The sequence below is a fragment of the Arthrobacter sp. ISL-69 genome (assembly GCF_018613775.1).
Lineage (GTDB): Bacteria > Actinomycetota > Actinomycetes > Actinomycetales > Micrococcaceae > Arthrobacter.
Genome location: NZ_JAGGPO010000011.1, coordinates 266,363 through 289,290 on the forward strand (window position 1 = coordinate 266,363; position 22,928 = coordinate 289,290).

Annotated in this window: 25 protein-coding genes; 13 read left to right on the forward strand and 12 right to left on the reverse strand. The window is 64.9% G+C overall.

Annotated features, from left to right (window positions below; genetic code table 11):
• Positions 1-246 precede the first annotated feature (246 nt).
• From J7I79_RS07900 to J7I79_RS07925, 6 genes are all read left to right on the forward strand, one after another.
• Positions 247-1,524 carry an ABC transporter substrate-binding protein gene (locus J7I79_RS07900; protein WP_214952016.1) on the forward strand — a complete coding sequence of 426 codons (1,278 nt, stop codon included), beginning with the start codon at positions 247-249 and terminating at the stop codon, positions 1,522-1,524.
• Between the two features lie 66 nt (positions 1,525-1,590).
• Positions 1,591-2,478 carry a carbohydrate ABC transporter permease gene (locus tag J7I79_RS07905; RefSeq protein ID WP_214952018.1) on the forward strand — a complete coding sequence of 296 codons (888 nt, stop codon included), beginning with the start codon at positions 1,591-1,593 and terminating at the stop codon, positions 2,476-2,478.
• Positions 2,478-3,485, forward strand: a complete 1,008-nt coding sequence (locus J7I79_RS07910) for a carbohydrate ABC transporter permease (RefSeq protein WP_251042497.1) — start codon at positions 2,478-2,480, stop codon at positions 3,483-3,485. Before J7I79_RS07905 ends, J7I79_RS07910 begins: the two co-directional genes overlap by 1 nt.
• Positions 3,486-3,512: 27 nt before the next feature.
• A complete protein-coding gene (locus J7I79_RS07915) occupies positions 3,513-4,883 on the forward strand; it encodes a right-handed parallel beta-helix repeat-containing protein (protein ID WP_214952020.1) in 1,371 nt (456 codons plus the stop codon).
• Between the two features lie 33 nt (positions 4,884-4,916).
• Entirely contained in the window at positions 4,917-5,957 is a 1,041-nt protein-coding gene (locus J7I79_RS07920) for a LacI family DNA-binding transcriptional regulator (protein WP_214952022.1), read from the forward strand.
• A 92-nt stretch (positions 5,958-6,049) separates the two neighbouring features.
• Positions 6,050-7,708 carry a glycoside hydrolase family 32 protein gene (locus tag J7I79_RS07925; protein WP_214952024.1) on the forward strand — a complete coding sequence of 553 codons (1,659 nt, stop codon included), beginning with the start codon at positions 6,050-6,052 and terminating at the stop codon, positions 7,706-7,708.
• Positions 7,709-7,783: 75 nt separating this feature from the next.
• On the opposite strand, the gene J7I79_RS24195 is transcribed toward J7I79_RS07925, so the two are convergent.
• From J7I79_RS24195 to J7I79_RS07940, 4 genes are all read right to left on the reverse strand, one after another.
• The gene (locus tag J7I79_RS24195; RefSeq protein WP_251042543.1) at positions 7,784-8,020 is read right to left on the reverse strand and encodes an aldo/keto reductase; all 237 of its coding nucleotides are present in this window, start codon (positions 8,018-8,020) and stop codon (positions 7,784-7,786) included.
• On the reverse strand, positions 8,017-8,397 hold the full coding sequence (locus tag J7I79_RS24200; protein WP_251042498.1) for an aldo/keto reductase: 381 nt from the start codon (positions 8,395-8,397) through the stop codon (positions 8,017-8,019). The genes J7I79_RS24195 and J7I79_RS24200 overlap by 4 nt, the downstream gene beginning before the upstream one ends.
• Positions 8,398-8,461: 64 nt before the next feature.
• On the reverse strand, positions 8,462-8,641 hold the full coding sequence (locus J7I79_RS07935) for a PspC domain-containing protein (protein WP_214952027.1): 180 nt from the start codon (positions 8,639-8,641) through the stop codon (positions 8,462-8,464).
• A 60-nt stretch (positions 8,642-8,701) separates the two neighbouring features.
• Positions 8,702-9,091, reverse strand: a complete 390-nt coding sequence (locus J7I79_RS07940) for a VOC family protein (protein ID WP_214952029.1) — start codon at positions 9,089-9,091, stop codon at positions 8,702-8,704.
• A 195-nt stretch (positions 9,092-9,286) separates the two neighbouring features.
• Here J7I79_RS07940 and J7I79_RS07945 point away from each other — a divergent pair, with 195 nt between their 5' ends.
• On the forward strand, positions 9,287-9,841 hold the full coding sequence (locus tag J7I79_RS07945; protein WP_214952031.1) for a hypothetical protein: 555 nt from the start codon (positions 9,287-9,289) through the stop codon (positions 9,839-9,841).
• Between the two features lie 103 nt (positions 9,842-9,944).
• Positions 9,945-10,550: a DUF6919 domain-containing protein gene (locus tag J7I79_RS07950; RefSeq protein WP_214952033.1), complete on the forward strand. Its 606-nt coding sequence runs from the start codon at positions 9,945-9,947 to the stop codon at positions 10,548-10,550.
• Between the two features lie 3 nt (positions 10,551-10,553).
• Here J7I79_RS07950 and J7I79_RS07955 read toward each other — a convergent pair whose 3' ends face one another.
• A complete protein-coding gene (locus tag J7I79_RS07955) occupies positions 10,554-11,036 on the reverse strand; it encodes a pyridoxamine 5'-phosphate oxidase family protein (RefSeq protein WP_214952035.1) in 483 nt (160 codons plus the stop codon).
• 125 nt (positions 11,037-11,161) lie between these two features.
• On the opposite strand from J7I79_RS07955, the gene J7I79_RS07960 reads away from it, so the two are divergent.
• Positions 11,162-11,368, forward strand: coding sequence for a hypothetical protein (locus tag J7I79_RS07960; protein ID WP_214952038.1), 207 nt, complete (start codon positions 11,162-11,164; stop codon positions 11,366-11,368).
• Between the two features lie 20 nt (positions 11,369-11,388).
• Here the strand turns inward: J7I79_RS07960 and J7I79_RS07965 are convergent, their stop codons facing one another.
• Together J7I79_RS07965 and J7I79_RS07970 are read right to left on the reverse strand one after the other, a co-directional pair.
• Complete coding sequence (locus J7I79_RS07965) at positions 11,389-12,903, reverse strand: APC family permease (protein ID WP_214952040.1); 1,515 nt, start codon at positions 12,901-12,903, stop codon at positions 11,389-11,391.
• An 84-nt stretch (positions 12,904-12,987) separates the two neighbouring features.
• Entirely contained in the window at positions 12,988-14,373 is a 1,386-nt protein-coding gene (locus tag J7I79_RS07970) for an NAD(P)/FAD-dependent oxidoreductase (protein ID WP_214952042.1), read from the reverse strand.
• A 141-nt stretch (positions 14,374-14,514) separates the two neighbouring features.
• Here J7I79_RS07970 and J7I79_RS07975 point away from each other — a divergent pair, with 141 nt between their 5' ends.
• Positions 14,515-15,204 (forward strand): TetR/AcrR family transcriptional regulator, encoded by a 690-nt coding sequence (locus J7I79_RS07975; RefSeq protein WP_251042499.1) that lies wholly within the window; start codon positions 14,515-14,517, stop codon positions 15,202-15,204.
• 74 nt (positions 15,205-15,278) lie between these two features.
• On the opposite strand, the gene J7I79_RS07980 is transcribed toward J7I79_RS07975, so the two are convergent.
• From J7I79_RS07980 to J7I79_RS08000, 5 genes are all read right to left on the reverse strand, one after another.
• Positions 15,279-15,584, reverse strand: coding sequence for a hypothetical protein (locus J7I79_RS07980; protein ID WP_214952044.1), 306 nt, complete (start codon positions 15,582-15,584; stop codon positions 15,279-15,281).
• A gap of 155 nt (positions 15,585-15,739) precedes the next feature.
• Positions 15,740-16,144 carry a universal stress protein gene (locus tag J7I79_RS07985; RefSeq protein WP_104174654.1) on the reverse strand — a complete coding sequence of 135 codons (405 nt, stop codon included), beginning with the start codon at positions 16,142-16,144 and terminating at the stop codon, positions 15,740-15,742.
• A complete protein-coding gene (locus tag J7I79_RS07990; RefSeq protein ID WP_214952046.1) occupies positions 16,141-17,673 on the reverse strand; it encodes a tripartite tricarboxylate transporter permease in 1,533 nt (510 codons plus the stop codon). The genes J7I79_RS07985 and J7I79_RS07990 overlap by 4 nt, the downstream gene beginning before the upstream one ends.
• 9 nt (positions 17,674-17,682) lie before the next feature.
• A complete protein-coding gene (locus J7I79_RS07995; RefSeq protein ID WP_396020175.1) occupies positions 17,683-18,273 on the reverse strand; it encodes a tripartite tricarboxylate transporter TctB family protein in 591 nt (196 codons plus the stop codon).
• A 5-nt stretch (positions 18,274-18,278) separates the two neighbouring features.
• A complete protein-coding gene (locus J7I79_RS08000) occupies positions 18,279-19,280 on the reverse strand; it encodes a tripartite tricarboxylate transporter substrate binding protein (RefSeq protein WP_214952050.1) in 1,002 nt (333 codons plus the stop codon).
• Between the two features lie 143 nt (positions 19,281-19,423).
• On the opposite strand from J7I79_RS08000, the gene J7I79_RS08005 reads away from it, so the two are divergent.
• The 3 genes from J7I79_RS08005 to J7I79_RS08015 form a co-directional block, all read left to right on the forward strand.
• Positions 19,424-20,308 carry a LysR family transcriptional regulator gene (locus J7I79_RS08005; RefSeq protein WP_214952052.1) on the forward strand — a complete coding sequence of 295 codons (885 nt, stop codon included), beginning with the start codon at positions 19,424-19,426 and terminating at the stop codon, positions 20,306-20,308.
• Between the two features lie 133 nt (positions 20,309-20,441).
• Positions 20,442-21,356, forward strand: a complete 915-nt coding sequence (kdgD, locus tag J7I79_RS08010) for a 5-dehydro-4-deoxyglucarate dehydratase (RefSeq protein WP_104174650.1) — start codon at positions 20,442-20,444, stop codon at positions 21,354-21,356.
• A 26-nt stretch (positions 21,357-21,382) separates the two neighbouring features.
• Positions 21,383-22,928: aldehyde dehydrogenase (NADP(+)) (locus tag J7I79_RS08015; protein WP_214952054.1), on the forward strand; the 1,546-nt coding region annotated here is incomplete at its 3' end.

Consider the following 22,928-nt stretch of genomic DNA (forward strand, 5'->3'; position numbering starts at 1 on the left):
ACGCGTCATCACCACCAAGGTAAAGGTGTACTCATTGTGCTCCCACGGAGAACAGATGGACAGATCCCATTCCTGCTGGCGGGGCAATACCTCCGCGGCAAGACAATGTGACCCTTGACACATTCAAAACAACTCCGCTAAGGTCGTGCCAAGTCGATTTGGCAAAACGGTTTTTCACAAGAGACTTAGTGTTCCCCGTCCCACCCCAACCGCACTTCCAGACCAATAGAAAGGGAGTCGACAGCAATGTCCTCTCGAATCAAGATCTCCAGGCTCGCCGCCGTCGGCGGACTGTCCACCGCGGTGCTTCTGGCATCCACCGCCTGCGGCGCTGGGGGGCCGGCTACGTCCGGAAGCGCTGCCAGCTCCATCAACGTTCTGGTTGAAGCCGGCGGTCACGCCGAGCTGACCGGCGTTGCCGAACAATGCAAGAAGGACACCGGGATCGACGTCAACTTCGTCGAACTCCCCTACGACGGCCTGTTCAACAGGCTCTCCAGCGAATTCTCCTCCGGCACCGTGTCGTTCGATGTCGCCGCCCTGGACTCGGTCTGGCTGCCCAGTTTCAAGGATGCCGTCCAGCCCATCGACGAACTGTTCACCGACGAAGCCAAGAAGGACATCTTCCCCGCCCTGGTGAAGGAAGCCGAGGTGGACGGACACTTCATCGGCATGCCGGCCTGGACCAACGCCGAAATCATCCTCTACCGCAAGGACCTCTTCGAGGACGCTAAAAACAAGGCCGAATTCCAGGCCAAGTACGGCTACGCCCTTGCCGCGCCCACCACGTGGAAGCAGTACCAGGACATTTCCGAGTTCTTCACCAAGGACGGCATGTACGGCACCGATGTCAAGGGCGCGGTGGAAACCGAATGGCTCGCCCACGTGCTGCAGGCGGGATCCGCCATGGTCCTGGACGAAAACAACAACGTGATCATCGACAACGCCGCCCACAAGGAAGCGCTCGACTTCTACGTCAGCATGACCAGGTCGGCTCCCCCGGGCGCGGCGCAGGTGGACTGGGCCGCTGCCCAGAACCTCTTCAACCAGGGCAAGACTGCCATGACCCGGTTCTGGGCCCACGCCTACCGGCAGATCCCCAAGGACGCCCCCATTGCAGGCAAGGTGGGCACGGCGGCCATGATCGGCGGCTCCGCCGGCGTGGCAGGCGTCCCCGGACCCTGGTACCTGAGCGTCCCGAAAGCCACCAAGAACACGGACAACGCCAAGAAGTTCGTGAAGTGCGCCTATGAGCACAACAGCATGGGCATCGAGTCCAGCCTGGGCCTCGCCTCCAGGATCTCGGCCTTCGAAAAGTACCAGGACAAGGCCGGCTACGAGAGCTTCAAGCCGCTCATTCAGACCCTCAACGGGGACGCTACGGCCACCCGGCCCGCCACCGAGAAGTGGCAGCAGATCGTGGACACCGTACTGGTTCCCATGCTGCAAAAGGCAGTGGCCGGCGGGGACTCCGCAACCCTCCTGGCTGATGCCAAGAAGCAGATCCAGGCCCTCCTCAAGTAAGACTCCGTGGCCGGCACCTGATGCCATCGGTGCCGGCCACGGCCCCAACCAACAGAAGAGAAAACCGTGCGTATCTCCGATCGCCGCTTCGCCCTGTACCTCATGACTCCGGCGGCCCTGTTCCTCGCAGTATTCGTTGCCTACCCGCTGTTCCGGCTCGTCGCGGACAGCTTCTTCAAGATCTCTCCGATGGCCGGCGGCCCTCGCGACTTCGTGGGCCTGGACAACTACGTCCGGGCATTCACCTCCGAGGCTTTCATGGGAGCAGGCTGGCGCACGCTGGCCTACACCCTGGTGGTGGTCACTCTCGAATTCGCCCTCGGCCTGGGAATGGCCCTGCTGTTCACCACCCTGGGACGCAAATCCGAGGTCTGGCGAACCGTGTTCCTCTACCCGCTGATGATCGCCCCGATCGTGGCAGGGCTCCTGTGGAAGTTCCTGATGATCGACAACTTCGGCCTGATCGGCACCCTCCTGCACCAAGCCGGCATCCTGCAGAACCCCAACCAGATCGGCTGGCTCTCCAACCCGGACATTGTGCTGTTCTCTGTGGCCGTCCCCGATATCTGGCTCACCACGTCCTTTATGTGCCTGGTGCTGTTCGCCGGTCTCCAGAACATTCCTGGAGACCTGATCGAGGCCGCCCGCCTCGACGGCGCCAAGGCCCCCACGCTGCTGTTCCGGATCATCCTGCCCCTGCTGCGGCCGGTCATCGCCGTGGCGCTGGTGGTCCGCGGGATCGATGCCGCCCGGGCCTTCGACACCATCCTGATCCAGACCAACGGCGGACCCCAGTCCGCCTCCGAAACCATGAGCCTACTGATCTACCGCACCATGATCCGCTTCGGCGATCCGGGCCTGGCCAGTGCCATGGGAACCATCTACCTGCTGGCGATGCTCGGCGTCGCGTTCTTCGCGGTGGCCACCATCTGGCGGCCAGGAAAGGACAACTGATGAGCATCGCCGAAACGCGCCCCACGGGAGGCGGAACCACCGGCGGAAACGCCGCCGGGGAATTGCCCCACCGTCCCCGGCACGGCGGCGTCGTGCCTCCCGGCCCGAACAACAGCCAGGAGGCCCCGACGACGACGGCCGGCAACAACCGCCGCCGCCGGCACCACGCCGAAGGCCTCGAGGCCGGAAAGCGCAGCACCCGGACGCTGCTCTGGATCCTGCTGGCAGCCGCCATGGTGCTCTACGCCTTCCCCTTCCTCTACTTGCTGTTCACCTCCTTCAAGACGCCGATCGACACCATCGCGGTGCCGCCAACGATCCTGCCCCGGGAATGGACGCTGGAGAACTACACCAACGCCCTCGGCCGGAGCGGGGTGCTGGCCTCGTTCATCAACAGCACGCAGACGGCCATCATCAGCACGGTCCTGTCACTGGTCCTCGCCGTCCCCGCTGCCTACGGCATCACCCGGTACAAGACACCCAGCGGCAGGGTCTTCATCATGGCGGCCCTGGTCACCCGGATGGTGCCGCCGGTGGCCATCGGCATCCCGCTCGCCTCCATGATGGCGGCGGCGGGACTTGCAGACACGCCGATCGCCCTCTCCATCGCCCACACGACCATCTCGCTGCCGCTTTCCATCTGGCTGATGTCCAGCTTCTTCGAAGCCGTGCCTCAGGACCTGGAGGAAGCGGCCACCGTGGATGGCTGCAGCAGGCTCGGCGCTCTGTGGCGGGTGGTCATCCCGGTGGTCTCGGGTGGCATCGCGGTCACCGCGATCTTCGCCTTCCTGGCCTCCTGGAACGAGTTCCTTTTCGCCCTCCTCATGACGGCGATCCGCTCCCAGACCACCCCCGTGGTCATCGCGAATTTCCAGACCCAGTTCGGCCTCGACTGGGGATCCATGACGGCACTGGCCGCCGTCTACTCGATCCCGGTCATCCTCCTCACACTTCTCTTGCAGCGCAAGATCGTCGCAGGCATGACGCTCGGCGCGGTCAAGGGCTGAGAAACCACAGCACAAAGGGGAGAACCTATGTCAAGCAACAACTACTACGACGTGACTACGTGGCCCGTCGGCAATCCGTCCGAGGACGTCGGTGAAGTAATCAACAGCATCATCGCTGACATCAAGGACCGGCAGACGGTCGCCGATGCGAACAATGGAGGAAAGCCAGGCGCGGTGATCTACATTCCGCCCGGGGACTACCACCTTCGTACGCAGGTGGTGATCGACGTCAGCTTCCTCAGTATCCATGGCTCGGGACACGGCTTTACGTCGTCGAGCATCCGGTTCAACGTTCCCGAAGACGAATGGCCCGACTTGCATGAGCTCTGGCCCGGAGGGAGTCGCATTCTCGTCGACATTCCCCTCGGCGGAGACGGGGAGGAATCCAAGGGAGCCGCCTTCTACGTCGAGCGAAGCGGGAGCCCGCGGATCAGCTCGGTCGAATTCTCCAACTTCTGCATCGACGGGTTGCACTTCAACTCGGATGGTTCGGGGATGCATCCGGAGAACACCTACGTCAACGGGAAAACCGGTATCTACGTCGCGAACGCCAATGACTCATTCCGCGTGACCGGCATGGGGTTCGTCTACCTTGAGAACGCTCTCACTATCTACAACGCGGACGCGCTTTCCGTTCACGACAACTTCATCGCTGAATGCGGAAGCTGCATCGAGCTGCGCGGGTGGGGACAGGCATCAAAGATTACCGACAACTTGGTCGGAGCAGGCTTCAAGGGTCACTCGATCTACGCCGAGAACCATGGCGGGCTCCTGATAACCGCGAACAACGTCTTCCCCCGTGGTGCGAGCAGCGTCCATCTCGAGGGCGTCACGCGTTCAAGCGTCACCAACAACCGTTTGCATTCGTTCTACCCCGGGATCCTGATTCTCGCAGCGAATAGTTCAGAGAACCTCGTGGCCACGAATCACTTCTTGCGTGACCACGAGCCCTGGACGCCCTTCCTGGGAGTCGACAACGGACTGAACGACCTCTACGGACTTCTGTGTGTCAGCGGGAGCAACAACTCTGTCGTCGGCAACCACTTCTCCGAGATCATCGACTCACCGAGCATCCGGCCAACGGGTGCGACACCTGTCATCATCCGGCTGATGGCGGGGGTTGGCAACTTCGTCTCCAACAACCACGTGGTGGCGATGGACGTTCGCTCCAAGGCAAGTGACTCCTGCTTCTCGGCTCAGGTGGACGCTCTGTTGACGACCAAGGCTTCTGACGGCCTCGCCGTTACGGCCGTCATGGTCGATTCCGAATCAGCCCGGAACACGATCCTTGATTCCGGAAGTGACGCCCAAGTTATCGCAGATAGGGCTGTTAACGCCTTCAGGGCCACACCAACAGTCGGTTTCCAGGCCGCACATGCACTTGTGGCCCGCACGTAGAATCAGCAACAACATACAGGACGTGGGAGACGCATGAACAAGTCAGTGGGAATCAAGGACGTAGCAGCCGCGGCAGGCGTGTCCGTGACCACCGTCTCCCACGTCCTCAACGATGTTGCCTACGCCCGGGTGGGGGCCGAAACCCGGGAACGGGTCCAGGAGGCCGCCCATCGGCTCGGCTACGGCCCGAACCGGCTGGCCCAGGCCCTGCGGACCCAGCGCTCCGGGATGATCGGCTTCATCAGCGAGGAAATCGCCACCACTCCCCACGCAGGCAGGATCATCCTCGGCGCCGAGGAAACAGCGCGGGCCCGCGGGTACCGCATCATGATCATCAACTCCACCAGCACCAGCTCCCAGAATTCCAAGGAAAGCCAAGTGGCGGATCTGCTGGACCGCCAGGTGGACGGCATCCTGTATGCCACGATGTATCACCGGAAGCTGGCTGTCCCCAAGAATCTGGCCGGACTGCCGGCAGTCCTGGTGGACTCCGAAGACATCAGCCACACTGTTTCGGCCGTCATCCCCGACGAAGTGCGCGGTGCAAGGTCGGCCGTGCAAACCCTGATCGACGCCGGGCACACCCGGATCGGCATGCTCAACAACACCGACGACGTGCCGGCAACCCACTCACGGCTCAAGGCCTTCAAGGAAACGCTGGCAGATGCCGGGCTGCCGTTCCACGCAGAACTGGTCCAGTCCGAGCCCTCCGAAGTCCCCGGCGGTTACCAGGCGGCGCTGCGTCTCCTGAAACCTCAGAGCCGGCCCACGGCCGTGTTCTGCTACAACGACCGCATGGCCATGGGCGCGTACAGGGCCGCCAGCGAACTGGGCCTCAGGATTCCGGACGAGCTCTCGGTGGTCGGCTTCGACAACCAGGAACTCATCGCCGAAAACCTCCACCCGGCCCTCACCACCGTGGCACTGCCCCACTATGAAATGGGTGCCTGGGCCACGGAAAACCTGATCGACGCCATCGAGGGCAAAACCGACCTGGCGCTGTTCGCAGCCCACCCCACCGTCCTGGAATGCCCGCTGGTTGTGCGGGACTCGGTTGCAGCGCCAGCCGCCTAACCCCTCCAGCCGGACCCTCCACCGACGCCCTTCCTACACCCGAGGACGAACATGACGCACACCTGCCCGGCTCCCGGCTGCCCGGAGCTCCCATGACTGAGATCCGCACGCTTCCGTCCGCGGGCGCCACTGACGGCACAACGGACTGCCGCCCGGTCCTGCACTACACCGCCGCTGATACGTGGCTCAACGATCCCAACGGACTGGTTTACGACGACGGAACGTACCACCTCTTCTACCAGAACAACCCCTTCGCGAACGTCTGGGGAAATATGTCCTGGGGCCACGCCGCATCAACGGACCTTCTCGCCTGGACCGAGCACCCGGTAGCCATACCCTGCGACGACCTCGAGGATGTCTACTCGGGAAGCATCGTGGTGGATCACCGGAACACCTCCGGCCTGGGATCGCCGGACTCCCCGCCCTGGGTGGCCGTCTACACCAGCGCCTTCAAGGATGCGTCGCCGCACAGCGGAAGGCAGGCACAGTCGCTCGCCTACAGCACCGACTCGGGGATGACCTGGACCAAGTTCGGGGCCAACCCCGTGCTGACAAGGGACTCAGCCAACTTCCGCGACCCGAAAGTCTTTTGGTACTCCGGCCCTGGTGATTCCCGCCTTGGTGTTTCCAACCCGGACGGCGGCTACTGGGTGATGGTGGCGGTGGAGGCCCTCGCCCGCCAGGTCCTGTTCTACCGTTCCCCCAACCTGCGCGAATGGGAACTGCTCAGCGAATTCGGGCCCGCCAACGCGATCGGCGGCGAATGGGAGTGCCCGGACCTGTTTCCGCTTCCCCTTGACAGCGACCCGAAGAAGACCAGGTGGGTCCTGACCGTGAACATCAACCCCGGCGCGGTGGCCGGCGGCTCCGGCGGCCAGTACTTCATTGGCGACTTCGACGGCGTCCGCTTCACTCCGGATGTATCCCCGGTCATAAACGCGGCCCAGTCACAGTCCGGCACAGCGGGCGAAGCGCCGGCTTTCGAAGCCCGCCAGTCCGCAGAGCTACTGAAGACCTTCCAATGGCTTGACTGGGGGCGGGACTACTACGCGGCCGTGTCCTTCACCAACGCCCCGGAAAACCGCAGGATCATGATCGGCTGGATGAACAACTGGGACTACGCCAACCAGATTCCCACGTGGCCGTGGCGTTCACCCATGTCCCTGGCCAGGGTGGTCAGCCTGGCCACTGTTGAGGGACGGCCGGCGCTGATCCAGAATCCTGTTCTTCCGGACATGGTGCCCGCGCCGTTTTTTGTGATTTCCGAACCGGTAGGAATCAACAACAGCTCCCTCGACATTCCTGCAGTGCGGAGCGGGGCTGCCCTCATCATCCGGGCCGAATTCGAGTCGATTACCGCCCAGCGCTTCGGCTTCGTCCTCGGCGCAGGAGCGGCCGGTCACGACGGGGGAACGGAAATCTACTACGAGGCCGCAAGTAGCGAACTGGTGGTGGACCGAACACGCTCCGGGAACACGGACTTCCATCCGCTCTTCGCTTCGGTGGACAGGTGCCCCGTCGCACTGCAGGACGGCGTCCTCAAACTGGAGATCGTGGTTGACCTCTGCTCCGTTGAGGTGTTTGCCCAGGGCGGCCAGGCCTGCATCACGGACCTGGTCTTCCCGGCGGCACGTAACGGTTCGCCGGCCGCGTTCGGTCAGCTATCCGTGTTCGCGCAAGGGGGGACCGCGACCGTGCGGAAGTTGGCCGTCACGGCTGTTACCGCCGCTGCAGCAGGGGGCGGTCTCTAGGCGCGGTCGCAACAACCCGGGCTGCGATACGCCCTGATAACCGAGCGCCGTCGTCGACCCTATGCAGGGGACCGGTCAGTCAACGCGGCGCTGGCCGAGGAAGCTGACCATCTGGGGGTCGCGGTGGTCGAAGAACAACGACGCTTCAGTGTCCATGGCCGCAATGAGCGCCAATTCTTCGGAGCTGAGCTCGAAGTTGAAGACGTCCAGGTTCTCGTCCATCCGCTCGGGCCGCACCGACTTGCGCTGGATCAGCCAGCGCAGCATCACCTGCGCGACGGACTTGCCGTGGGCTGTGGCGATGGAGGTCAGGGTCGGATCGGAGAAGAGGTTGTTCTTTCCCTGTGCGTAATCAGGTCCATTAGCCGGTCCGGATGGAAGTTCGACACCACGATCGCGCGGGACAGCCCGTCCTTGTGGAGATCCTGCATGGCGCGCCACTGGGTGTAGTAGTCGCCGTAGGGCTGGTGCATCAGGTACAGGTCGACGTAGTCCAGACCGAGGCGCTTCAGGGAGCTCTCGAATGCGCGCGTGGTGTTGTCCTCGCCGGGGTCCTGGATCCACAGCTTCGTGGTCATGAACAGCTCGTCGCGGGCGATGCCGCTGTTCCTGATGGCACGGCCGACGGCTTCCTCGTTCTGGTAGGCGGCGGCGGTGTCGATGGAGCGGTAGCCGGCGCGCAGGATCAACTCGACTTCCTCACCAGTTGGAGCCTCACCCAGCGGCCGTCCGAGGCTGCCTCAGGACAGGAAGTCACTCCTTCGGCATAACGATCCACAACGCGATGTAGACCAACTCACCCACGCCGAACAGGCCGAACAGCACAAAGCCAATTCGGACGAGGGCTTTTGAAATACCGAACCTTGCCGCTAGGCCGGCGCAGACGCCGGCGATCATCTTGCCATTCCTGGGCCGAACCAAAGCTGCAGTCATGCGGCCACAGTACCAGCCCTGGTGCGGGTCCGGTCCAGACCCCGAGCCGTTGGTCCTGCCCTAGTCCTGGTGCAGCTGAACGAAGTTCCCGCAGCCGTCGTCCAGCACCGCTGAGATGCCGGTGGGGTCCTCGGTCGGTTCGGCCTGGAAGTTGACGCCCTGGGCAGTGAGCCGCTTGTACTCGGCCCGGACGTCGGGAACGCCGAAGACGATCGCCGGAATCCCGGCGTCGTGCAGGCCGTTCATGTAGTCCGCCCCAATGGGATTGTCGCTGGGCTCCAGCAGCACCCCCACAGACGCGGAACTGCCACCGTGGGAGCCGGGATCCTTCACGATGTACAGGTTGTATTCGGGCATGACCATGAGGGTCTCAAAGCCCAGGGTCTCCGTGTAGAACTGGTGGGCCGCGGCCGGATCCTTGACGTGGATGCTGCACATTTTTAGTCGCATGGTGCCTAGGCTACCCGTGCGCCGCCCGCGCCGGAACGGGCCCGGGCCGCAAAAAGTTCGCGGCGAGACACGTCCGTAGTCCTGCCCATTGACGGCCGGGGCTGCCGGGATTCCAATGGAATTAGCGGAACCGAGCCACCCCGGTCAGGTTCCGTCGGAGGTGGAGCGGTGTCTGTCATCACGGAGTCGGTCCCAATGGGGCCCCTGCAGCTGGCCGTCTGCGGCGTCGTTGTGGTGTGCGGCGTGGCCGGTGCGGTCTTTTCGGCGCGGTACCACGCCAGGCGCGACGCCGGGCAGCTCGACGCCGTCTTCTGGGACGCCTTCGCCGGACTGGTGATCGTATTCCCGGCTGTCCTGATCCCCTCACTCGCTTCACCGTGGCTGGGCCTGGCAACGGGTTCCCTAGCCGCATTCACGGCGGCGGCATCGTTTGTGTGGAGTCCCCGCGTGCTGGCCTGGCAGGAAGAGCGGCTGCACCGGGCCGCCACACACCAGGACCTGGAGGCTGCGGCCGCACGCCACCGCACGGTGCTGGCCCGGTGGCAGCGCTACGAGCTCGATCCCGCGTGCTGCATCGACTTCCCGGATATGACAGACGTGCGCCGGCCCGAAACGGCGGCCCTGATCAAGGCCATGAAGGAAGCCGAACGCCTCCGCGCCGTCGAAGCCGCGGGCTACCTTCCCGCCGTCGCCCGGCTGGAACATGCCCTGGGGCGGGCGGAAGCTGCAGCAGGCGTGCCTTCCACGTGAGACGCCCGAGCCGCCGTAAGCCGCGGGAAATTGGCCGCCCGGACGTTAACCGGTGTGTCGGTGACATTGGGCCCACCTGAGCCGGCGGCGGTAGCATCCCATAATGGAGCCTTTAGTCACGGACACACGAGACCAGCACGGCAGGTTGCGATCGGACCGGGGAGTCTGGCGGCAGGCCACCACGCTCGCAGCGGCCGGTGAACTCACCGCCCGGTGGCTTGAGTCCCGGAGCGAATACCAGCCCGGCACCTTTGCGCCCAGCTTCGACGAGGAGACCCGGCCCATCGCCGCCGACCTCGCGGAAATCAACCGAAACGGGCTCTTCACGAAGGAATCCCAGCCGGGCGTGCGCTCCGACGACGGCCATGCACAGCGCCAGTACGTGACCGGTTTCTGCAGCGCAGCGGCGGCGGCCGAACTTATGGCCCTGTCCACCCGGTCCGAGCTCATCACCATCGGCCATGCCCCTGGTGAAACGAGCGCTGCGGCAGTACCGGTCACGTTCGACGGAGCCGACGTGGTTACGGTCCTCGGGTCCAGCGAAATCCCCGTGGACGAAGACCAGCTCCGCGACTGGTCGGATGAAACCAACGAATCACTGGCCCTGGTCCTGGCCGATTCCTGGTACGTGGAGGTCCTGGACCCGGTGTGGGGACGGAACGACGTGTTGCTGCCGGAGGTGCTGTCAGCACTCCGGCAACAGCAGTGAGGACTACAGGTCCACGGTTCCGCTCTCGCCGACGCTCATGCCGCTGTGCGTCACCTTGGACTTGATCCACTGAAGCACCGTTGCCGCCCTGCCGCCGGGGCTGGTCCAGTACTCCGCCGAATCCGAGTCGACCCGCAGCAGGACCACTTCCGGTGTGTCCGGTCCGTCCGGGAACCATGCTTCAACCACCTGGTTCCACATCTCGTGGATCTTTTGCCTGTCCGTGACCACTTCAGCCGTGCCGGCCACTGACACCCAATCGGTGTTCTTCCCGAAGGACACATTCACCCGCGGATTGGCGCGGACGTGCGCCACCTGGGAAGTTTCCGATGACGTGAAGAACCACATGTCGCCGTCGTCCTTTACTTCCTGGACGGCAAGCGGGCGGCTGACGAGGGCGCCTTCTTCGTTGATGGAGGTCAGCATCCCGATGTAGGACCCGTTGATGATCTCCGTGACTTTGCTGATGCTCTCAGTGTCAGACATGCTTTTCACCCCGTTCTGGTCCAAGCTGGGGAAGTTCCCCACCCGATTCAGCATATTAGTAAGCGTGCTTACTTTCAATGACCCGCAAGCACTAAACACAAGCCACCCAAGCCCAGGAGCAACTCATGACCACGCCGGACACCACACCCCAATCAGTGCGACCGGATTGGCTGATCCCGGTCATCGTCACCGTCGTAACCGGCCTGATTGCCATCGTCCTGGTCGCCTTGAACGGCCTCTACTGGATGTGCGCTGCCATTGCCGTGGTGGAAGCGATCAGCATTTCGATGATGATCAGGGCCTCGCGGGCGCGTGCCAGGAACAGCGCCTGAACCCCAGATCCCGCGTGACCTCAGATCCCGCGTGACAGGACCTGCCCCTTGAAGAATTCCGGGCGGAGCCTGGCCATCACCAGCATGAGCGCCGCGCCCAGCAGGATCACTCCCATGCCGAGGATGAACACCAGCCCCACGCCGCCCACGGAGGACCCGGAACCGTAGTCGGGATCCATGGAGTCATAGGCCGTTTTGACGAACATGACCAGCAGGATGACGCCGCCCAGCAGCGGCGCCAGGAACTTGAACAGGAAAGCGCGGATGCCACTGAAGGCCTGGGCGCGGAAGAACCAGACGCAGGCCAGGGCCGTGACGCCGTAGTAGAAGCAGATCATCATGCCCAGCGCGGTGATGGTGTCCCAGAGCGCATTCTCAGACGTGGTCCGGGTGATCACATAGAAGGCGGCGGCCGCCACGGCCGCGGCCACCGTGGCGTAGCCCGGGGATTTGTAGCGGGGGCTGACCTTGCCGAACTTAAGCGGCAGCGCCTTGTAGTGGCCCATGGCTAGCAGGGTCCGGGCCGGTGACACGAACGTGGACTGCAGGGACGCCGCCGAGCTGCTCAGGATTGCCAGGGACATGAGGATGGCGAACGGGCCCATCACCGGACCGGCGAGCACGGCGAAGATGCTGGACTGGTTCTCGGGGTTTCCGGCGCCCAGTCCTTCCTCGCCGATTCCCGCGAAGGACAGCGTGGCCAGCGCCACGGTCATGTAAATGACCACGATCACCAGGACAGTAACGGTCGCGGCCCTGCCCGGCGTCTTTTCCGGGTTACGGGTTTCCTCGTTCATGGTCAGCGTGACGTCCCAGCCCCAGTAGATGAAGATCGACAGCGACACACCGGCGGCGAAGGACGAGAAGGAGTCTACGGCGAACGGGCTGAACCAGTCCGGCGAGATGGCTGTGGCATCGAAGGCCGAGCCGTTGGCAACGTGGCTGAAAGCCGCCACGGCGAACCAGCCGAGCACCAGGAGCTGGAACGCCACCAGCACGTACTGGACGCCCTTGGTGGCCTCCATGCCGCGGTAGGAAACCCAGCAGGCCAGCGCGATGAACACCACGGTGGTGGCGATATTGAGGGGCAGGTTCCCGCTCAGCTCGCCCAGTTCAGGGTTGCTGAAGAGCTGGGCCAGCATGAGGTAGAAGAAGTCCACGGCCACGGCGGCGAGGTTGGACAGCACAATGATGGTGGCGGCGATCAGGCCCCAGCCGCCCATCCAGCCGATCCACGGCCCAAAGGCGCGCGTTGCCCACGTGAAGGAGGTTCCGGCGTCGGGCATTGCATTATTGAGTTCGCGGTACCCCAGCGCAACGAGCAGCATGGGGATGAAGCCCACCAGGAAGATTGCCGGAAGGTGGACGCCCACCTCGGAGACGGTGGGGCCGAGGGCTGCAGTGAGGGTGTACGCCGGGGCAATGCAGGACACCCCGATGACGACGGCGCCGATCAGCCCCACGGATCCGGCCTTCAGTCCCTTTTCGCTCAGGGTTTTGTGTGCAGCCTTGCCTGGCTGGGTTGCGGTTGACATGGGAGTTCCCTCTCCGGAGGAATCATTCGACGTTGAATGGCGGGGCGCCCGGTTCCGGCGGCAGGCGCCGCCGGAACCCACTCCCTAGGCCGGGGCGGTGACCCTGGCGACGGCGGCCACGCGGGCGGCAGTCAGCTGCCCCATCCGGATGGCTCCGTCCACGTGCTGGTACCCCTCGGCCGCGAGGTCGGAGGAGCTCCAGTAGATGGGCCCCACCGGCTGGTGCTGGTCCTTGCCGTAGCGGTGCAGGCCGCCGAGGTCGTAGCTGGAGGCGTAGGCCCCGCGCGTCCATTCCTCGGAACCCCAGTCGGATTCGTAGTACACCTCCGGCTCGAGCGCCTTGTCCCCCAGGAAGGCCGCGATGGATTCGAGGACGGTGCGGCGGCGGTCCTCGGCACTGAGCTCGAAGACGGCGTCGGCCTTCTCATCGGAAATAAAGCCGACCAGGGTGCCGCGGGAATCCCCGTGGTTGGTGTTGTCGTAGACCTCCTGCACCAGCGAGCCGGCACCGAAGCAGGTTCCGGACAGCCCGTCTTCGCGCCAGAAGGGCGTCTTGTAGACGGCGTGCACCTTGATGACCAGGCCCAGGGACTGGTGCTGGTGCATCTGGTGCTGGCGGCGCGGCAGCGGCGGGTTGAAGGAGACGCGCGAATACAGGTTCGGCGGCACCGCCATGATCACATAGCGGGCGTTGACGGTGGCCCGTTCCGACACCACGGTGACGCGCGGGCCGCCGTCGCGCTCTTCCGTCCAGTTGATGGTGCGCACCGGGCTGTTAAGCACGACGTCGTCACCCAGTTCCCGTGCCTGCAGCAGCGAGACCTGCTGCATTCCGCCCACCACCCGCTTGTCGAGGATGAAATCCTCATCCGTCAGGTGCGTGAACGATCCCGCGGAGGCTGCCATCAGCACGGCCTGCAGCGCGGAAAATGCGTGCGCGGGCTTGGTCAGCATCCCGCCGGCGATGAACAGGCCGATGTTGTTGCAGGCCTCCTCATCCGGGGAGTTCTGGCGGAGCCAGTGGTGAAAGGAAATGGTGTCCAGTTCGCGCGCCTTGGGGTGGGCCCAGGGTTCGGTGGGGCCGATTTCCGCCGCCAGCCCATCCAGCAGGCCAATCAACTTGTCCATTTCGGCGGCTGTGGTTTCGCTGACCGGGAAGGAGTCCCCGGTGTAGCGGGTCTTCTTCCCGTCGGCGCCCATGTAGATGGATTCACCGGCGCGGTAGCGGGAGTACGTTTCCAGGCCGAGTTCGTCCAGGAGTTCCAGGAGTACCGTCTGGTCCGGCGAGACCCACTGGCCGCCGATTTCCAGCATGGCGCCGTCGATGGTGTCGGTCCAGGTGCGGCCGCCCACGCGGTCCCGCGCTTCCAGCACGGCGACGCTGAGGCCGGCCTTCATCAGTTCGCGGGCTGCCGTGAGGCCCGAGGGGCCGGCTCCTACGACAACGACGTCGCGGTCAAGTTCCAGCATGATGTCCTCTCTGTGGCCGCCAGTGTGATGCGAACCACTAAATGAATGCCATTCATTTACGAAAACTATAGCGGGTTCCGGGACGTCACGGAAGGGGTCAATGGAATAATGCTGGGGACCCCGCCAGCAGAAAGGCCGACGATGCCGGCAGCCGCACGACCAGCCACGGACTCCCGCCACCCCGAAATCCCGGCAAAGCGCCGCGCGGGAAGGCCGTCCTCGGCGGTGCTGGACCAGGCGGGCATTACGTCTGCCGCGCTGCGGCTGATCGGCAAGAACGGCTACGACGGCCTGACGATGGCCGCACTGGCACGCTCACTGCAGGTGGCGCCGTCGGCCCTTTACAACCACGTGACGTCCAAACGGGACGTCCTGGTCCTGGTGGAGGACCACCTCGCATCGCTGGTGGATGTGTCCGCCTTCGGCACGGAGCCGTGGGACGAGGCCGTGCGGCAGTGGGCGTGGAGCTACCGGGACGTCTTTTCCAAGCACACCCCGCTGATCCCGGTCATCGCGGTCCTGCCGGTTACGGATGCGCCGCAGACCCTGGCCATGTACGAGACCGTCAGCCAGGGACTGCGCGAGGCCGGGTTCCCCCAGGAGCGCATCGTCTCCTCGATCGTGGCATTGGAGTCGTTTATCTTCGGTTCGGCCTACGACGTCACGGCCCCGGCGGACATCTTCGATCCGGGCAGCATGGCGGAATCCACGCCCAACTTCACGGCAGCGGTGCGGAGCCTGGCGGAACAGGGCCACGAAAGGCCTGCCAACGTCGCTTTCAGCCTGGGCCTGGAAGCGCTGATTTCCGGGCTGGGGGCGCTGCGGAAGTAGGCGGGCCTGCAGCGGGCGCGGAGGCGGGCTTGCTGCGGCCCGGAGGCGGGCTGGGAGCCGCCGGAGGTTGGCGGTCAGTCGACGGGGCGGGCGCGGGGCAGGCGGAGGACAGTAAATCCGTCGCTGTGCAGGAACATGGCACGGCCCTGTCCGTCATTCCGGACAACCCAGAACACGCTGCCGTCGAGGGCAAGCATGTCCACCCGGCCGGACGCGACGAGCTCACCGCCGCGGTAGATCTCCACGTCATCCTTACGCGAAAGCTTCGTCCAGTTGGGCATCGGCTCCAGGGCGCGGGCTCCAGGGCGGGCAGGGTGCCGCGGGCTGTTCGATGCCCGGGGCGGAGCCTTCACAACAGGTGCGTTCGAAACAATGGTCATGGTGTCCTCGGGAAGACTTTTGTAGTGGGTGCGGAAAGGGGCGGCCGCGCACCTGTGAAGGCCGCGTACCGCCCCTGGGGTGCGGATCGACTGCTGTCCAGCCGCGTGGCGGCGGGTCCGCGCCGGAAGTGCCTGCGTTAGAGGAAGTGCCTGCGTTAGAAGTGCGCGCCGTCGGCTTTCACTGCCAGAACCGGGCGGTCAGCCTGCATCAGGATGCGCTGGGCATGGCTGCCCAGGATGAATTTGCCAACCTGCGAACGGTGCCGCAGGCCGATGACGATCAGCGACGCGTTCGCTTCGCGGGCAACGTCCAGGAATTCGTCGGCCAGGTCGTGATGGTAGGGCGGCTGGATGACCTTCGCCGTGACACCGGCCTCCGCCGCACGCTGGGCCGCCCGGGCCAGCACGTCCTCGCCCGCCACGGACTTGTCCACGAGCGCACCCTCCCGGGCTGAGTTGACGATCACCAAGTCCTCGTTGCGGAGGGTAGCTTCGGCGATGCCCGCCGTGAGTGCGGCCTCGCCCGCAGGGGTGGGAACAAATCCAACGATGATGCTCATACCTTCTCCTTGATTTTGGCCGGTGCAGGCTCTGCTGATGCGGAGGCCTTGCGCTTTGCCAGCATGGCCCTGACACCCGGCAGCACAGCGACCAGGACGAATACCACAATCAGCGTTGCGGAGATCGGACGGCCGAAGAAGCCCATCGGGTCGCCGCCGAACACGAGAAGTGAGCGCCGCATGGAGCTTTCCAGCAGTTCGCCGAGCACGAACGCGAGCACCAGCGGCCCCGGTTCGAAGCCGAACTTCTTCATCAGGTAGCCAACGATGCCGAAGACGACCACCAGCGAGACCTCGAACATGCTGTTGTTGATGGTGTAGGCGCCCATCAGCGTGATGAGGGCCGTGACGGGAGCCAGGATGGCGGCCCGGACGCGGAGGATCTTCACAAAGATGCCCACCAGCGGAAGGCTCATGATCAGCAGCAGGATGTTGCCGATGTACATGGAGTTCACCACGCCCCAGAAAAGCTCCGGATCCTGTTCCACAAGCTGCGGACCCGGGGTCACGCCCTGGATCAGCAGGGCGCCGAACATCAGTGCCATGGTGGCGTTGGCCGGAATGCCCAGGGTGAGCAGCGGGATGAAGGACGAGGTTGCCGCGGCGTTGTTGGCCGTTTCCGGTCCCGCGACACCCTCCGGGGCGCCCTTGCCGAAACGTTCAGGCTGCTTGGCCCGCTTCTTCTCCATGGCGTAGGACGCCATCGACGCGATGGTGGCCCCGCCACCGGGGAGGATCCCCAGGAAGAATCCCAGGACAGAGCCGCGCCCGATCGCACCGGACGCCTGCTTCAGGTCCTTCCGTGACGGCCAGACATTGGCCACCTTGGAGGGCGCTTTCGCAGCCCGGTGGCGCTCCTCGAGGTTGTAGAGGATTTCGCCGAGGCCAAAGATCCCCATCGCGATCGGCACGAAGTCGATGCCGTCAGCAAGGTCCAGGCTGCCGAAGGTGAACCGGCTTTCACCGGTGAAGATGTCCCGGCCCACCGTCGCAAGAAGCAGTCCGAGGGCAGCGGCGACGAGCGCCTTGGCCTTGGACCCGCTGCTGATGGTGGCCACGAGCAGGATGCCCAGCATCGCCAGGGCGGTGTACTCCGGCGGGCCGAAATCCAGTGCGAAGCTTGCCACCACCGGCGCAAGGAATGTCAGGCCGATGATGGACGCCGTGCCGCCGACGAATGAGCCGATGGAGGCCAGTCCCAGTGCGGTCCCGGCCTTGCCCTGCTTGGCCATCTGGTAGCCGTCGAAGACGGTAACCACGGAGGACGCTTCACCGGGCAGCCGGAGGAGCACGGACGTGATGGTGCCGCCGTACTGGGCGCCGTAGAAGATGCCGGCCAGCATGATGATGGCGGTGACAGGCTCCACGTTGTAGGTGAGCGGAAGAAGGATGGCGATGGTTGCCGCGGGCCCCAGTCCGGGCAGCACGCCGATCAGCATGCCGATCACGACGCCGATCAGGCAGTACAGGAGGTTGGTCGGCTCCAGGACAACCGCAAATCCGTTGATAACGGGATTGAGAAAATCCACGGGGGTCTCCTAGAAGAGGTGGGGAATGGATGTGCCGAGCGCCAGGACAAAGATGGCGTAGAACGCCGCAACGACGATGGTGCTGATGAGCAGCGTGGACCGCCAGGTCTCGCCGCCCAGGAAACGCATCCAGATGATGCAGAGAACCAGTGCGGGCAGTTCAAAGCCGATCAGCGGCATCAGGGCCACCATGGCGGCCAGCGTGACCAGGCCGGTCAGCGGGGCCGTAGACATCCGGGTGAACTTCTCCGCGTCCCGGTTGTGGCGCCCCACGATGAGCTGGAAAAGACCCAGGGCCACCATGACGCAGCTGATGATGAAGGGCCACAGCCCGGGCTGCGGTGCTGACGGAGTACCCAGGCCCATCGCGACGGACAGGACCAGCGCACCGATGCCGACGCCGAGCACCGCCAGGGATGACGCGGCGTTGGCAAGGGGGCCGGCAGCCGGCGGCTTCTCCTCTTCCCACTGCGCCGCAAGCTGTTCGGGCGTGAGGTCGTCCGGCGGGTCAGCCGGCAGCTCCGCCGGCGGCCCGGCCGGCAGCCCTTCGGGCAGCTCCCCCGGCCGGGGGCCGGCTCCCCCTGCAGGTGTTTCCTTCACTGGCATCACTTCGTTCCACTGAGGCTGATGTCGTACTTTTCAACCAGGGACTTGTACTTGGCGGCGTAGTCCTTCCACTGCGTCACCACTTCCTCGCCGGAGATTTCCTTCGGGGTCAGCATGTTCTTCTTGTTGAACTCCTTGTAGGCATCCGACTTGAAGGTCTCCTTGAAGGCAGCGAGCAGTTTGTCCTTCACGTCCTGCGGGGTCCCCTTGGGGGCTGCGACTGCGCGGTACTGGGCCACCGGCACGTCATAGCCGGATTCCTTGGCCGTGGGGACCTCGGGGAGGAAGCTGTTCCGTTCCTCGGAGAAGACCAGCAGCGGCGCCACTTTCCCGGCCTGGATCTGCGGCATTGCTTCGCCAAGCTGGATGGTCGCGAGCTCTACCTGGTTGCCCAGGACAGCCGTCAGCGCGGGCTTGCCGCTGTCGAAGGGAACGTCGGTGCCCTGCACGTTGGCCTGCTTGAAGAGCACGGTCTGGGCCAGCTGGCTGCCGGTGCCCACGCCCGTGGTGCCGAAGGTGATGTTGCGGCCGGCCGCGGTCACGTCCTTGATGCTCTTGAACCCGGACTGGGTGCTGGCAACCAGAACGTAGTCGTCCTGGGACAGGCCGGTGATGATGTCGAGGTCGTCGATGTTGACTGCTTCGTCCGCCGTGACCGCCAGCGGCGTGATGGTGACGAGCGATGCTGTCACCAGGAGCAGGTTCTGGCCGTCGGCCGGCTTGCCCGCCACTTCCTTGGTGGCGAGGGCGCCGTTGGCGCCAGGCTTGTTGACTACGGGCATCGGGGTGCCGAGGGTCTTGGAGGCACCCTCGGCGACGGCCCGGGCAATCAGGTCCGTGCTGCCGCCTGCGGCCTGCCCCACGGTCACGTTGATGGGTCCGCTGGGGAATTTCGACGAATCGGCACTGCCGCCGGCAACGTTGCCGCATGCAGTCAGGGCCAGGAGCGTTATGGCCGAAGCCGTCCCAAGTACGGCTCGGCGGGTGGGGAAGTGCATCATTGGAACTCCTCGTTGGCACTGTGGGGCAACTGCCCCGGGCGTTTGTGAACCGGATCACGGCCGGTTAGCTGTATCGAGTGTAAGAAGCCACTATGATGCATGTCTAAGCCCGAATATGCATCGAGTGATACCCGGAAGGCATCATGTTTACCTTTGACCAGCTTGCAGGATTCATTGCGGTGGCGGAGGAACTCCACTTTGGCCGGGCTGCCGAACGCCTCAACATGACCCAGCCGCCCCTGAGCCGCCAAATCCAGAAGCTGGAAAAGGCGGTGGGGGCAGAACTGCTGGAACGCGACAACCGCAAGGTAGAGCTCACCGCCGCAGGCCGCGCCCTTTTGGACGAAGCCCGCCGGTTGATGGCACTGGCGGACCGGGCGCCCATAACGGCCAGGCGGATCGCCTCGGGGCGGTCGGGCCTGCTGCGGATCGGCTTCACGGCAGCCAGCGGCTTCAGCATCCTGGGCCCGCTGCTGGAGGAGATCGCAGCCACGCTCCCCGACGTCGACATCGACCTGCAGGAACTGGTTACCGGTGAGCAGATCGCCGGGCTGCAGTCCGGTGAACTCGACCTCGGCCTTGCCCGGCCGCCCTTTGACAATGAGGTCTTCAATTCCCACCTGCTGTACCGCGAAGCCATGGTGCTGGCGGTGCCGTCCGGCCACGCGCTGGCCGGCCTCACCAGGGACATCACCGAAGAGGACCTCCGGGACGAGCCGCTCATCATGCACTCATCGACCCAAGCCCGGTATTTCTACGACCTCGTGGTCCGGATGATCTCCATCCAGCACGCAAACGTGGTCCACACCGTCAGCCAGATCCTGACCATGGTGTCCCTGGTCGCCGCCAAACGGGGCGTGGCCTTCGTGCCGCACTCGGCGACCCTGCTGGGCGTCCACGGCGTCGAATTCCTGCCGCTGCAAAGCAGTGTCAACGATCCCGTGGAGCTCCACGCCATCTGGAACCGCAGCATCACCAACCCTGCCCTCGCCCGGGCCCTGCGGTCCCTCGAGTTCCAGGAGAACTGACCCAACGAGAGTGATGCGCGGATGGTATCAATGCATACAAAAATGAACTTAGACATGCATCATCAGGCTCCCTAGGCTGAAGGAGAAGACATCAACTGCCGCACCGACGCGGCGCCGACATGGAGGACTCATCGTGGCCAAACATTCACCCCAGGAACTTGCCAGCGTTCTCAAAGACGGGCTGCTCTCCTTCCCGGTGACCTCGTTCGACTCGCAGCTCCAGTTCGACGAGGAGAACTACCGCAAGCACCTGGCCTGGCAGGCCAGCTTCCCGGTGGCAGGCCTCTTCGCCGCCGGCGGCACCGGCGAGGGATTCTCCCTCACGCCGGCCGAATCGGCCCGCGTGGTCCGCGCCGCCGTCGAAGAGGTGGGAAACATTGTTCCCGTTCTTGCCTCCGCCGGAGGCTCCACCGCCCAGGCCATTGAAAATGCCCAGGCCGCCGAAGCAGCCGGCGCCGACGGCATCCTGCTCCTGCCGCCGTACCTGACGGAAGCTGATCAGGGCGGCCTGATTGACCACGTCAGCGCGGTCTGCAGCTCCACCTCGCTCGGCGTCATCATCTACAACCGCGCCAACGCGATCTACAAGGACACCACCGTAGCCACCCTGGCCGACCGCCACGAGAACCTGATCGGCTTCAAGGACGGTGTGGGCGATCTCGAACATGACGCCCGCGTCTACGCCAAGCTCGGTGACCGCCTGTTCTACCTCGGCGGACTGCCCACGGCGGAAACCTTCGCCCTCCCGCTGCTGCAGCTGGGCATGAGCACCTACTCCAGCGCCATGTACAACTTCGTCCCGCAGTTCGCCCTGGACTTCTACCAGGACGTGCGCAACCAGGACCGCGTCGCTGTCAACAAGAAGCTCAACGACTTCGTGATCCCTTACCTGGATATCCGCGACCGGGTCAAGGGTTACTCCGTGTCCATCGTCAAGGGCGGCCTGGACGCCATCGGCCGCTCGGCCGGCGGAGTCCGCCCGCCGCTGCAGAACCTGGCACCGCAGGACCTGGCCGACCTCAAAGCCCTCATCGCCACCGTCTCCTGATCCACCACCTCCTAGGAGTAATCACAGTGACACTCACCGGACATTCCCTCATCGCAGGGCAGGCCGTCGCAGGCGAAGGCAGGACCGCCTTTGGCTTCAACCCCGCCAGCAACGAACAGCTGGAACCCACCTACACCCTGCTCACCGAAGAGCAGCTCAAGGCAGCCACCGCCGCGGCCGCTGAGGCGTATGCGTCTTTCAGCGCCCTCGATCCCGAGACGCACGCCGCATTCCTCGATGCCATCGCGGACAACATCGAAGCCATCGGTGACGAACTGATCATCCGCGCGGGACAGGAGACCGGCTTGCCCGCGGCCCGGCTGCAGGGCGAACGTGCCCGTACCACCGGCCAGCTCCGCCTGTTCGCCTCCGTGGTCCGGCAGGGCGACTTCCGCGGCGTCCGCATCGATCCCGCCCTGCCGGAGCGCACGCCGCTCCCCCGGGCGGACATCCGCCAGCGCCAGATACCGCTGGGACCGGTGGCCGTCTTCGGCGCCAGCAATTTCCCGCTGGCCTTCTCGACGGCGGGAGGAGACACCGCCTCCGCCCTCGCCGCCGGGTGCCCGGTGGTCTTCAAGGCCCATAACGCCCACCCGGGCACCAGCGAACTCGTCGGCCAGGCCATCGTCAAGGCCGTCCGCGACTCCGGGCTCCACCCGGGCGTCTTTTCCCTGATCTACGGCCCCGGGGCCAGCATCGGCCAGGCCCTCGTGGCGGACCCTGCCATCAAGGCCGTGGGCTTCACCGGTTCCCAGAGCGCCGGGATCGCGCTGATGCGCACGGCGGCGGCACGCCCCGAGCCCATCCCGGTCTACGCGGAAATGTCCTCGCTCAACCCGGTCTTCGTCTTCCCCGGCGCCCTGAACGGTTCCGCCGAACAAATTGACGCACTGGCGCAGCAGTATGTCACCGCCGTCACCGGCAGCTCCGGACAGCTCTGTACCTCCCCCGGGCTGCTGTTCGCCCCGGCCGGCGAGGCAGGCGACAAACTCGCTGCCGCCGTCGGCCGCGCAGTAACCGCCTGTGCCGGCCAGACGATGCTGACCGAAGGCATCGCCTCGTCCTGGAACGCCGGCGCCACAGCGCTTGGTTCCGCCGAAAACGTGACTGTCGTCGGGCAGGGCACGGCCGGTCCCACCGAAAACGCACCGGCACCGACCATCTTCGGCACCGACATCGCCGACTTTGTCAGCAACCACGTGCTGCACGCTGAAATCTTCGGCGCCGCCAGCCTGGTGATCCGCTACTCCAACGCCGGGGAACTGGTAGAGGCCACCAACCGGCTCGAGGGGCAGCTCACCGCCTCCCTGCAGCTCGCGGAAGAGGACTATCCGACGGCGGCCCAGCTCATCCCCGCGCTCGAGCAGAAGGTGGGGCGGATCATCGTCAACGGCTGGCCCACCGGCGTCGAAGTGGGCCACGCCATGGTCCACGGCGGCCCCTTCCCCGCGACCTCCGACACCAAGACCACGTCCGTGGGCACGCTGGCAATCAACCGCTTCCTGCGGCCGGTTGCATACCAGAACCTGCCCCAGGAACTGCTTCCGGCATCGCTGCAGGATGCCAACCCCT